The sequence below is a fragment of the Phytohabitans sp. LZ39 genome, from assembly GCF_059359075.1.
Genome location: NZ_JCADBM010000015.1, coordinates 147,054 through 158,102, shown reverse-complemented (window position 1 = coordinate 158,102; position 11,049 = coordinate 147,054). Strand labels below are relative to the sequence as shown.

Sequence of the window (11,049 nt, the reverse complement as noted above, 5' to 3'; positions counted from 1 at the left end):
TTGTGGAGGGCACTATGAGCTCCCGCGTGACCCACGCCGTGCTCTTCGGCCTTGGTGTTCTCGCGTTGGTGTTCGCGGCGGGCCTGGCCTTCATCGTCGGCCCCCGGGTAAACCAGCTGCCCTACGATCTGGAGCGCACCCAGACGGTCGCCGAGGCCCCCAACGCGACCTTCTTGCAGATAAAGGACGGCAAGGCCGAGGTCAACCAGGGCACCCTGCGTTCGACCATCACCGTGCAGCCGGACGCCGCAGCGACGGCGAAGCTCGAGGGCGACCTCGACGGCAAGGCCGCGGTGTGGCTGGTCGGCCAGCAGGTCGTCCGCACCGACAACGGCGAGCTGGTCAGCGCCTACAGCACCGAGCTGGCCATCGACCGCAAGTCCGCGGCCGCCCAGCCGTGGGACGGGCAGTGGCTCGACACCGGCAACGAGCGGCAGAGCGTCGCCTACACGGGGCAGATCTACAAGTTCCCGTTCGGCACGGAGAAGAAGACCTACCAGATCTTCGACCGCGACATCAACGCCGCCCAGCCGGCCGTCTTCGTCAAGACCGAGGAGATCGAGGGCCTGGAGACCTACCAGTTCACCCAGGAGATCCGCGGCGGGCGGCAGGAGGTGCCGGCCGACCGGCTCCAGCTGCTGCTGGGCCAGCTGATCCCGGGCGCCACCTCGGGCCAGATCGTGTACAACAACACCCGCACCGTCTGGGTCGAGCCGACCACCGGCCAGTACCTCAAGGTGCAGGAGGTCCAGGAGAAGAACCTGGTCGCCGACAGCGGCCAGTCCGTCAACGTCCTGAACGCGACCTTCACCTACACCAACGACACCGTCGCCAGCGCCGCCGACCGCGCCTCCAACAACCGCCAGCTGCTGCGGATCGTCAACCTGTGGGCCCCGATCGGCCTCGTGGTGCTCGGCCTGGTCCTGATCGTCCTGGCCGTGCTCCTGAGCATGCGCCGCCGCAACGCCGGCAAGCACGCCGGCCGCGCCCCGGCCCCCGCCCCCGCGCCCGGCACCACCGCGGCCGCGGTCCCGCCAGCACCACAGGCCCGCTGAGAACGTCCTCTTAGGACCCCGCACCTGTACCGTGATTTCGGCGCCCTGGCGCTCTACCTGGCCGTCCGCCTCGGCGTCCGCGACGGATTCGCGGACGCCGACAAGCGGCGACCCATCGTCGTCAGGATCCTTCCGCGGATTTACCCCCGTCCGCGTCACCTGCGGACCGTATGCGTGGGCCCCCGGGGAGCAGCGTCCGATGCCAGATCTTGGAGAGTTAGTGCGCCATGTCAGCCCTAAGTCTCCTCGATCTCGAAGTCCCGGCGCCTGGGCTGGTAACGCCGCGTCACAACCGGTGCGACCTGCGGGCACCCCGTCCGACAAGGGTCCGGCCCACCGTGGGGCTTGCGGCGCGTACTCCGGCGGGAGCGGCGGTCCGCGGGTGACGCGAACGCGGGCGAATATGCCTGGGAAAGAAGCGTCACACGGTGCGGAGGTCGATGCTGTGCCAGGTGGTGTTGTCGCCGCCGCTGGTCGACCACCAGAGCACGCCGCCGCGGTACGAGACGCGGCTCGCGGCCTCGGCGACGTTGACGAGCTGGCGGGTTTTCAGGTCGTAGATGAGCAGGCGCGCGCCGCCCACTGCCGTCGCCAGGGTGCTCGAGTCGCCGGCCAGGACCTCGAACCGGTCGAGTACGGCCACGTCGGCGATCGCGGCGGTGGCGCCGTCGTCGGTGGCGGTCTGGCGGTCGCTGCCGTCCGGCCGCATCAGGACGCTGCGCACCGGGTCGTCGCCGCGTAGCGCGAAGAGGCGGCACCACGTCGGTCCACATTGGTCGGGTGTGTCGTCGCCGGCCTTCACCGTGGTGGTCTGGCCGGTGTCGAGGTTGAGCAGGCGCATCGGGCCGCGCTGGCCGCTGCCGGTGCTCACCAGCCAGGGCCAGGCGGTCAGCGCCCACGCGCCGGGCTCGGTGCGCACCCGCACCGGGCCGCCGCCGAGCGGCACCGAGCGGATCTCGGTCGACGACCGGGCGGCGGCCGTCCAGTGCAGCTGGCCCGCGGCTGCCACGATGTCGTGGTCGGAGTTTTCGAACGACACCCAGCCGGTGTCCGCGGTGACCTTCCGGGGTGCGCCGCCGGCCAGGGCGGCGCGCCACAGCTCGGTGCGGGTGACGCCGTCCTCGGCCGTGACCGACTCGGCCCACACGAGCTGGTCGCCGTCGCGGGTGAAGCCGGCGTAGAACCGGCCGGTACCCCGGCGCAGCTCCCGGATCGCCCCGTCCGCGGCGCGCAGCACCAGGCGCACGCCGCCGCCGCGCGGGTCGAGCGCGGTGCCGACCGACGCCCGCTCGTCGAGGAAGTAGACCGGGGTGTACGCGGCGCCATCCGGCAGCGTGCCGGGGATGGTCGCGCGCGTGACCTGCGGCCAGGCGGCCGCCACGGGTGGTGGCGGCGTCTTGGGCGAACGCGCGCCGACCGGCGTCTGCGCCAGCAGGGCTCCGGCCGCGACGAGGGCGGCGACCAGCCCGAAAAGGCCGCTGCGCATCCGTCCCGCCACGCCCGTAACGGTAGCCACCTACCCGGCGGGCGCGACCGCACCGTCCGTAGGGTGGCGTTGTGCGATTCGGGGTGCTGGGGCCGCTCGCGGTGTGGACCGACGCCGGCGAGCCGGTGGCAGTGCCGGGGCGCAAGGTCCGGGCCCTGCTCGCCGACCTGCTGGTGCACGAGGGCCGCCCGGTGTCCGCCGACCGGCTCGTCGCGGACCTGTGGGGCGAGGCGGCGCCGGCCGATCCCGGCGCGGCGGTACACGTGCGCGTCGCCCAGCTGCGCCGCGCCCTCGCCGGCGCCGAGGCGGGCGGCCGTGATCTGGTCGTCTCCCAGCCGCCCGGGTACGCGCTGCGGGCCGAGCCGGACGCCGTCGACGCGGCCCGCTTCGCCGCGCTGGCCGGCCAGGCACGCTCGGCGGCCGACGCCCGCACCCGCGCAGGGCTGCTGGCCGAGGCGCTGGAGCTGTGGCGGGGGCCGGCGCTGGCCGACTTCGCGGACGAGGAGTTCGCCGGGGTGGCCGTGTCCCGGTGGGAGGAGCAGCGGCTGGCCGCCCTGGAGGCGTACGCCGAGGCCCGGCTGGAGCTCGGCGAGCACCGAGACCTCGCCGTCGACCTCGCCGAGGCGGTGACCCACCACCCCTACCGGGAGCGGCTGCGGGCGGCGCACATGCGCGCCCTCTACCGCGCCGGCCGCGTCGCCGAGGCGCTGGACAGCTACCACGACCTGCGGCGGCGGCTCGACGACGAGCTGGGGCTCGACCCGTCCGCGGAGCTGGCCGCGCTGCACCAGGCGATCCTGGCCGGCGACCCGGGCGAGGACGCGCCGGCCGAGCCCACCCGCCCGGTGCGCCCGACCACCAACGTGCCGGCGTCGCTGACCGCGCTGATCGGCCGCGAGCAGGCGGTGCGCCGGGTACGCGAGCTGCTCGCCACCGGCCGCCTGGTGACGCTGACCGGCGCGGGCGGGGTGGGCAAGACGAGCGTGGCGCTCGCGGTCGCCCGGAGCGCGGTCGACGTACACCCGGACGGCACCTGGCTCGTCGACCTGACCACCTGGGACGGCCGGGGCGACGCGGCCGAGCCGCTGCTGTCCGTGCTGGGCGTGCCCGACCCGCCGGGAGCGCCCAAGCCGGCCGCCGAACGCCTCGCCGCCGCGCTCCGCGACCGCCGCACGCTGATCGTGCTGGACAACTGCGAGCACGTCGTCGACCAGGTCGCCGGCCCGGTCGCGGCGCTGCTCGCGGCGGCGCCCGACCTGCGGGTGCTGGCCACCAGCCGCGAGCCGCTGCGCCTGCGCGGCGAGGTGCGGTGGGAGCTGCCGCCGCTGGAGGTCCCGGACACCGACGACCCGGCCCGCCTCCTGCGGTCGCCGGCGGTGCGGCTCTTCCTGGCCCGCGCCGGCCTCGACCCGGCACCCGAGACGGTCGCCGACGTGGCCGAGGTGTGCCGCCGCCTCGACGGCATCCCGCTCGCCCTGGAGCTGGCCGCCACCCGGGTACCGGCGCTGGGCGTGGCCGAACTGGCGGCCCGGCTGCGAGTGCCACACGACAGGTTCGGCCTACTCGGCACCGCCCCGCGCGACGCGCCCGCCCGCCAGCGCACGCTCGCCGCGGTGATCGACTGGAGCTGGCAGCTGCTGTCCGACCCGGAGCGCGCGGTACTGCGCCAGCTGGCCGTCCACACCGGAGGGTGCACGCTGTCCGCCGCCGAGGCGGTGTGCGCCGGAGACGTGCTCGACCTGGTGGCCCGCCTCGTCGACCGCTCGCTGGTGGTGCGCGTCGACGACTCCCGCTTCCGGCTGCTGGAGTCGGTCGCCGCCTACTGCCTCGACCGCCTGCGCGAAGCGGGGGAGGAGGCACCGGCGCGCCGCCGCCACGCCGCCTACTACCTGACGCTGGCCGAGGAGGCCGACGGCCGGTTGCGTGGCCCCGCCCAGCGCGAGTGGCTGCACCGCCTGGACGCCGAGGCGGCCAACATGCGCGCCGCCATGGAGACCTTCCGGCGGGAGGGCGCCGCCGGCGAGGCGATCCGGCTGGCGAGCGCCCTGGTCTGGTACCGCGTGATGCGCGGACGCCTGAGCGAGGCGCGCCGTGCCCTGGCCGCGGCGCTGGAGGTGCCCGGCCCGGCGCCGGAGGCACTCCGCGCCGAAGCCGGGTGCTGGGCCGCCGGCCTCGCGATCCGGCAGGGCGAGGCCGGCCCCGAGGTCATGGCGCGGCTGACCATGCCGAGCGCCCGCGCCGAGTGGTTCATCGCCGCGTCGATCATCGACTTCGGCGACGAGGCGGCCACCGGCAAGCTGCTGGAGAGCGCGCTGGAGGCGTTCCGCGTGGCGGGGGACCGGTGGGGCGAGGCGGCCGCGCTGAGCACCAGGGCGATGCTCGCGCACATGAAGGCCGACCCGGCCGCGCTCGAACACGACGCGCGGCGCAGCGCCGACATCTTCGCCACCCTCGGCGACGACTGGGGCGTACTCCAGGCCACCGACTGGCTGATCGGCCTCGCCGACATGACCGGCGACCGGGCGGAGGCCGCGCGGCTGGCCCGGTCCGGCCTGCGGATGGCCGAGGAGCTGGAGTTCTGGCCCGACGTGGCCGGCCACCTCGCCTGGCTGGCCTGGATCGCCGTGCAGGAGGGCGACCACCGCCACGCGCTGGAGCACGGCGAGCAGGCGCGGCGCCTCGCGGCCGAGCAGGGCCAGCGGGCCGGGGAGGTGTTCGCCACGATCACCCTGGCGTACGCCGCCCGCCGCGCCGGCCACCTCGACACCGCCGAGCAACACCTGCGCTGGCTGCTGGCCTCGGCCCGCGCCCAGCAGAGCGGCGAAGCCAGCCCCCCGTACCTCGCGATGGTCCTCACCGAGCTGGGCCTGCTGGCCGCCGACCGCCGCGACCCGGCCGCCGCGCTGGCGTGGCAGCGCGAGGGCTTCGACACCCACCGCGACACCGATTCGCGGCCCGGCATGGCCTGGGCGGTGGTCGGGATGGCCGCCGCGCTGGCACTGGACGGCCGCGCCGCCCTGGCCGCGCGACTGCTCGGCGCCGCGGCCACCGCCCGCGCCGCCGCGGACCTGCCGCTGTCCGATATGGATCAGGCAGAGCTGGCCCGGACGACCGAGGCCGTCCGGGCCGCGGAGCCAGACTTCGAGGCCCTCTTCGTGCAAGGCCGCGCCCTCACGCTGGAAGAGGCGGCCGAAATGCCCTACTTGGGCGCGTAGATGTGCACGACGATCCCCGACTCGAAGCGCTTGATGTCGGCCAGCTTCAGGTGCGTCGTGTCGAAGCCGGCCCCCTCGAACAGCCGCTTACCCGCCCCGACGATGACCGGGAAGTACCAGAAGTGGAACTCGTCGATCAGCCCGTGCTCCACCAGCGTGCGGTCGAGCTCACCCGTGCCCCACTTCAAGAGGTTCTTGCCCGGCTGCTCCTTGAGGCGGGCCACCTCCTCGGCCACGTCACCCTGGAGGAGCGTCGAGTTCCACGTCACCTCGGTGAGCGTCCGCGACGCCACGAACTTCGGGATGTCGTTCATCGTGTCCGCCTGCGGCCCGCTCTGCGCCGACCACGCCTCCGCGAACCCCTCGTACGTCACCCGCCCGAGCAGCAGCGCGTCCGACGAGGTCAGCAGCTCGGCGGCGTATCCGTCGTGGTCGGCGTCCCAGTAGGGCTGCCCCCAGTGTTGTGGCTCAGCCCGCGACGCGGTCGAGGGCCGGGTGTCGTCGATGACGCCGTCCAGGGACACGAACGTCGACTCGATCAGCTTGCGCATGTCGGTACCTCCGGTAGTGGTCTCGCTTCCTGCACACCACCCTGCGGGGGCACCCTTACGGTTTTCTTCAGGTCACCCTTCGGGCTGGGTTTTGTCTCATTTGCCCGCGTCCGCGTTTGGTCGCCCGTCGTTGCTCCCGCGGGCTCCCGCTCCGCTGTTGGTCGCGGTTTTGTGCGGCGCCTCCGGCGGGGCCTCGGCGCCGGCGCTGGTCTGCTCCCCTGCGGGTGGACGGCGGCATACGGCACGGCTCGGCTTCGCGCGCTGGCTGCGGCTTCGCTGGGGTCAGGCTTTGGGCGCCTGCTGCGCCGGGTGAGCGCTGCGGGGCGGCGTCTTACCGGGGGGTGGGCTTGCAGCGGACCGCTTGGACCTTGCCGCGCAGCGTGCAGCGGCCGGCGCCGTGTGGCACGAGCACCGTGTGGCCGGCGCGGACCTCCAGCGGCGGCTCGTGCTCGGCCTCCAAGCGGCCGGCTCCCGCCGTCACCACCACCACCGAGAACGCCGGCTCCAGCACGCTCGCGCCGCCGTCGGGCCGCAGCCGCTCCACCGCGAAGAACGGGTCGGCCGCGGCGGGGAGCAGGTGCGCGCCGCGCGGGCCGGAGAGGTCGCCCAGGCGCCTGGGTGACCAGGCCTGCCGGTCCACACAGGACAGTGCCAGGTCGTAGCCCAGCCCCAGGTGGCCGCCCTCCGGGCCGTCGGCGAAGCCCTTCCACTCCAGCAGCACCGAGAAGTCGGTCGGCTCCTGTACCTCGACCATGAGGACGCCGGCGCCGATGGCGTGGGGTAGGCCGGCCGGGCAGAGGACGGCGTCGCCGGCCCGGATCGGCACCTGGTTGGTGGCGGCCAGCATCTCGTCGATCCGCTGGTTGGCCACCCAGTCGGCGAGCTCGTCCGGCGGGACGTCCCTGGCGAAGCCCAGATGGACCGCCGCGTCCGGGTCGGCCTCGACGATGACCCAGGCCTCGGTCTTGCCGTACGGCGAGGCCAGGTGGTCGTCGGCGAACGCGCGGTCGGGGTGCACGTGCAGCGGCAGGCGTTCGCCCGCGTCGAGCAGCTTGACCAGGATCGTCGGGTCGGGGCCGTGCGCGGCCACGTGTTCGGCGCCCAGCCACCACTCCGGCCGCTCGGCGATCGCGTCGGCGAGCAGTGTGCCGTCCGGCAGGACGGAGAGGCCCAGCGGGGCCTGGCCGAAGCGGCTCGTGGTGGAGCCCACCCAGTCTTCCGGGTAGTACGGGTCGTCCGGCGCCGCGATGCCCCGGAAGCGGTGGATCCGGCCGGCCCCGCGGTAGAACGAGCGGGGCGTGTTGGCCGGCAGCAGCGTCAGTGCCATGTGCGATACCACTCCGCGGGCAACTCCTTGAGCACCTCGTCCAGCGGGCGCGTGGGCGTGTACGGCCTACCGTACTGGCGGGTGATCGCGTTCAGCTCGTCGAGCCGGGCGCGGGCCGCGGCGATCGCGCGCTCGCGGGCGGCCGGCTCGTGCGTGGAGACCGCGTCGCGCCAGATCGAGCGGCCGGCGAGGTAGCCGGAGGCGCCCGCCTGGCAGGCGATGCGCACCTGTGTCTTGAAGTCGGTGTACCCCACGCCGGCCGAGAGGATCACCCATGGCACGTGCACGGCCGCGTCGAGCTCCGCGCAGGCCTCGGCCGCCGCGTCCTGGCCCGCCGCCGTCTCCACGTACCCGGGGAACTCGACCTTGAGCATGTCGACGCCGAGCCGGTCGGCGGCGATGGCGGAGGCGATGATGCCGCGCACCCGCGCGGCCTTCCACTCCTCGCCGGTGGGGTCCTCACCCGGCAGGGGGTACCAGATCGGCTCGACCACCAGCGGCAGGCTGAGGTCGGCGCACTGGGCGACAAGGTCGGCGACGAGCCGCCGCTGATCCTCGGCCACCGAGGTGTCGGGGCGGTAGAACCACAGCAGCTTGAGCACGTCCGCGCCGGCGAGCTTGACGCGCGTGGCGTTCCAGTCCGCGCGGATGCGGGTGCGGCGGGGCCCGGCGGGGTGCTGGTAGTCCTCGTCCTCGATGCTCGACATGAGCCCGACCGCGCCGGGCACGGCGCCCGAGCCGACCAGGTGGCCGAGCGCGTAGAGCGGGTCGAGCAGGACCGCCGAGACGGACGGCGCGACCGCACGGACGACCGCGTCCTTGGCGGCGACCACGTCGGCGAACCGCACGGTGGCGGGGTCGGGGGCGAGCAGCTCGGCGAAGTCGGACAGGTGGTCGATGGCGCAGATGAGGAAGTAGCCGTCGGCGCTGGTCACGCGCTGAAGGCCGCGGACCTTGCCGGGGTCGACGGTAGTGCTCACGACTTGCGAGAGTATGCCGATCTCTGCGGGTTCGTCAACGCTGTACGGCATGAATGCGTAGGAAACCGCAAGCAACAGCGTTCTAGCGATTTTCAATCGACGTACAGCTATATTCGCGGCGGATGGGAGACCGACTTCGAGGAGCTTCTATGCGCAGAATCCGCACAGCCATCGCCCTCGCCGGCATCGGCGCGGCGCTCGCCGTCGGCCTGGCCGCACCGGCCCAGGCCGCTGCCACGACGACCCGCGCCGCGGCCGCCGCCGACCCGATGCTCTTCGGCGTGTACTACACGCTCGAGTACTGCGAGTACTTCGGCAACAGCCTCGTCTCGGGCGGCCAGTTCAGCTCGTACTACTGCTCCTACCAGTACTACCCGTCCGACGGCCAGTACCACTGGTACCTGTACGTGTGGTTCCGCTGAGCCGTCCCAGGTGGGATGAGGTCCGCCGGCCGGGCAACCGCCGGCGGACGTCACCGCCGGTCTGGATGGACGCCTGAACCGCTTCCGGCGTGCCGGCGTATTACCATCGTCGATAGTCGAGCTCGCGGCGACATCACGCGCGAGTGGGGTGGTGAGGGCAGTGACCGCGGATCTGCATGCGTTGTCCGGTGCCTACGCCCTCGACGCCGTCGACGACATCGAGCGCGCCGCCTTCACCCGCCACCTCGCCGACTGCGAGCCCTGCCAGCTCGAGGTGGCCGAGTTTCGCGAGGTCACGGCCAGGCTCGCCCTCGACGAGGGCCCACCGGCCCGGATGCGTGACAGCGTCCTCGCGATCGTGGCGCAGACCCGCCAGGTCAGTCCCGCCGACCGGCCCGAGCGTGACACCGCGCCCGCCGCGCGCGCCGAGCGGTGGCGGCGGGCCACGCTGGGCGTCGCCGCCGCGGCCGTGCTCGCGGTCGTCGCCACCTGGGTCGTGATGGACCAGCGCCTCTCCGACGAGCAGCAGCAGGTGCGGTCGCTGCGGTCCGAGCGCGAGCGCATCTACGCGGTCATGAATGCCAAGGACGTCCAGATGCGCGGCGCCGACCTGCCGACCGGCGGGCGGATCGCCGCCGCGGTCTCCGACAGCGAGCACGGCGGCGTGGCCATGCTCGCCGGCCTGTCCAGCCCACCGGCGGGCCAGACCTACCAGATGTGGGTGGTCACCGGCGCGACGTCGAGGCCGGCGGCGCGGCTGCCGGTCGGCGTCCAGGGTGGCACGCTGGTCTTCGACTGGACCCCGGGCGCGACCGCCTTCAGCATCACCCGCGAGCCCGAGATCGGGTCGCTCACCCCGACCATGGACGCGTTAGCCACCATCGACCTGTCCTGACCGGGCGCCGCCCGGTGCGGCTCGCAGCCGGCCGACGTCTACGTGGCGAAGCGGCGCGCGAGGTCGCGGTGGCGGCCGGCCGCCTTTGCCGCCTGGTCGGGGGTGATCTCCATCTCGGGCATCCGGCCGAGGCGCTCGACCTGGTCGGCGAAGCGCAGGTGCTCGCGCTGGGCGTGCTCGCGGCAGGCCAGGCAGGTGACGCTCTCCGGCCGCGGCGAGGTCATCGCGTAGGGCACCCGCAGCCCGCAGCCGGTGGTGACCGAGCTCGGCGCGTCGGCCACCAGCCCGAACGCCGACGCCATCACGTCGCGCATCGGGACGCTGGCCTCGACCACCTTCCGGTCGACGTGGATGTGTGGATCGCCCATCTGCCGCGCGCCTCCATCCGAGCCGCCACAGGGCGACTCCTCGCCCGCCCCCCCGATTGTCTCGCCGGCACGGCGGACGCGCACCGCATCCGCGCCCCTCGAACCACCGCCCGGGTCGCGGGCCGTCGGGATGGGCGCGGGCGAGTGGGTGTGCGCGTGGCTCGCGACCCGGGCGCGTAGACGGGGCAGCTCGACAGCAAACGCGGTGACCGCGACCAGCGGCGGACAGGAGCGACGGCCCCGGACCACGACGCACATCGCGGTAGCCGGACCTGGATCGCGGCTTACGGGAAGTAGCGGTAGATGACCTCGGCCACGGCGACCGGTTTGTCGGCGCCGTCGCGTTCGACGGTCATGGCGAGGGTGAGGTCGACGGCGCCGCCGGGGGCCTCGCGGGCCGACTCGACGTGTGCGTGCAGGCGGATCTTCGAGCCGACCGGGAGGGGGGACGGGAAGCGGAGCTTGTTGAGGCCGTAGTTGACGCCCATGCCGATGCCGTCGATGCGCAGCAGCTCCGTCCACATCGGAACGAGCAGCGAGACGGTCAGGTAGCCGTGGGCGATCGTGCCGCCGAAGGGGCCGGTGCGGGCGCGTTCGGCGTCGACGTGGATCCACTGGTGGTCGCCGGTGGCGTCGGCGAAGCGGTCGACCCGTTCCTGGGTGATGTCCCACCAGTCGCCGGGGCCGAGCGTGGTGCCGGCGAGGTTGCGGAGCTCGTCGAGTCCGTTGACGGTGAGCATCTGGTGTGCC

General features: G+C 73.9%; 10 protein-coding genes. 4 read left to right on the top strand and 6 right to left on the bottom strand.

The annotated features are described in order from the left end of the window. Nucleotides 1–14 precede the first annotated feature (14 nt). Entirely contained in the window at nt 15–1,055 is a 1,041-nt protein-coding gene (gene pgfA, locus AC5L36_RS27175; RefSeq protein WP_441223106.1) for a cell envelope lipid trafficking protein PgfA, read from the top strand. 421 nt (nt 1,056–1,476) lie between these two features. On the opposite strand, the gene AC5L36_RS27170 is transcribed toward pgfA, so the two are convergent. After that, on the bottom strand, nt 1,477–2,553 hold the full coding sequence (locus AC5L36_RS27170) for a TolB-like translocation protein (protein WP_441223105.1): 1,077 nt from the start codon (nt 2,551–2,553) through the stop codon (nt 1,477–1,479). Between the two features lie 59 nt (nt 2,554–2,612). Here AC5L36_RS27170 and AC5L36_RS27165 point away from each other — a divergent pair, with 59 nt between their 5' ends. Beyond that, complete coding sequence (locus AC5L36_RS27165) at nt 2,613–5,756, top strand: ATP-binding protein (RefSeq protein ID WP_441223104.1); 3,144 nt, start codon at nt 2,613–2,615, stop codon at nt 5,754–5,756. Here the strand turns inward: AC5L36_RS27165 and AC5L36_RS27160 are convergent. The 3 genes from AC5L36_RS27160 to AC5L36_RS27150 all read right to left on the bottom strand — a co-directional run bounded on the left by AC5L36_RS27160 (nt 5,741) and on the right by AC5L36_RS27150 (nt 8,614). Then, entirely contained in the window at nt 5,741–6,307 is a 567-nt protein-coding gene (locus AC5L36_RS27160; protein ID WP_441223103.1) for a dihydrofolate reductase family protein, read from the bottom strand. The genes AC5L36_RS27165 and AC5L36_RS27160 overlap by 16 nt on opposite strands. A gap of 331 nt (nt 6,308–6,638) precedes the next feature. Next, nucleotides 6,639–7,634, bottom strand: a complete 996-nt coding sequence (locus tag AC5L36_RS27155) for a class I mannose-6-phosphate isomerase (protein ID WP_441223102.1) — start codon at nt 7,632–7,634, stop codon at nt 6,639–6,641. Then, the gene (locus tag AC5L36_RS27150) at nt 7,625–8,614 is read right to left on the bottom strand and encodes a tagatose 1,6-diphosphate aldolase (protein WP_441223101.1); all 990 of its coding nucleotides are present in this window, start codon (nt 8,612–8,614) and stop codon (nt 7,625–7,627) included. The genes AC5L36_RS27155 and AC5L36_RS27150 overlap by 10 nt, the downstream gene beginning before the upstream one ends. Before the next feature lie 149 nt (nt 8,615–8,763). Here AC5L36_RS27150 and AC5L36_RS27145 point away from each other — a divergent pair, with 149 nt between their 5' ends. Next, complete coding sequence (locus AC5L36_RS27145) at nt 8,764–9,036, top strand: hypothetical protein (RefSeq protein ID WP_441223100.1); 273 nt, start codon at nt 8,764–8,766, stop codon at nt 9,034–9,036. Between the two features lie 160 nt (nt 9,037–9,196). Next, nucleotides 9,197–9,931: an anti-sigma factor gene (locus tag AC5L36_RS27140; RefSeq protein ID WP_441223099.1), complete on the top strand. Its 735-nt coding sequence runs from the start codon at nt 9,197–9,199 to the stop codon at nt 9,929–9,931. A 38-nt stretch (nt 9,932–9,969) separates the two neighbouring features. On the opposite strand, the gene AC5L36_RS27135 is transcribed toward AC5L36_RS27140, so the two are convergent. Beyond that, on the bottom strand, nt 9,970–10,299 hold the full coding sequence (locus tag AC5L36_RS27135; RefSeq protein ID WP_441223098.1) for a YlxR family protein: 330 nt from the start codon (nt 10,297–10,299) through the stop codon (nt 9,970–9,972). A 284-nt stretch (nt 10,300–10,583) separates the two neighbouring features. Beyond that, entirely contained in the window at nt 10,584–11,039 is a 456-nt protein-coding gene (locus AC5L36_RS27130) for a MaoC family dehydratase (RefSeq protein WP_441223097.1), read from the bottom strand. Nucleotides 11,040–11,049 lie beyond the last annotated feature (10 nt).

Bases quoted from the DNA above. Each gene is read 5' to 3' on its own strand.
- AC5L36_RS27145 (WP_441223100.1), top strand. From the start codon at position 8,764: ATGCGCAGAATCCGCACAGCCATCGCCCTCGCCGGCATCGGCGCGGCG.
- AC5L36_RS27155 (WP_441223102.1), bottom strand. From the start codon at position 7,634: ATGGCACTGACGCTGCTGCCGGCCAACACGCCCCGCTCGTTCTACCGC.
- AC5L36_RS27130 (WP_441223097.1), bottom strand. From the start codon at position 11,039: ATGCTCACCGTCAACGGACTCGACGAGCTCCGCAACCTCGCCGGCACC.
- AC5L36_RS27160 (WP_441223103.1), bottom strand. From the start codon at position 6,307: ATGCGCAAGCTGATCGAGTCGACGTTCGTGTCCCTGGACGGCGTCATC.
- pgfA (WP_441223106.1), top strand. From the start codon at position 15: ATGAGCTCCCGCGTGACCCACGCCGTGCTCTTCGGCCTTGGTGTTCTC.
- AC5L36_RS27135 (WP_441223098.1), bottom strand. From the start codon at position 10,299: ATGGGCGATCCACACATCCACGTCGACCGGAAGGTGGTCGAGGCCAGC.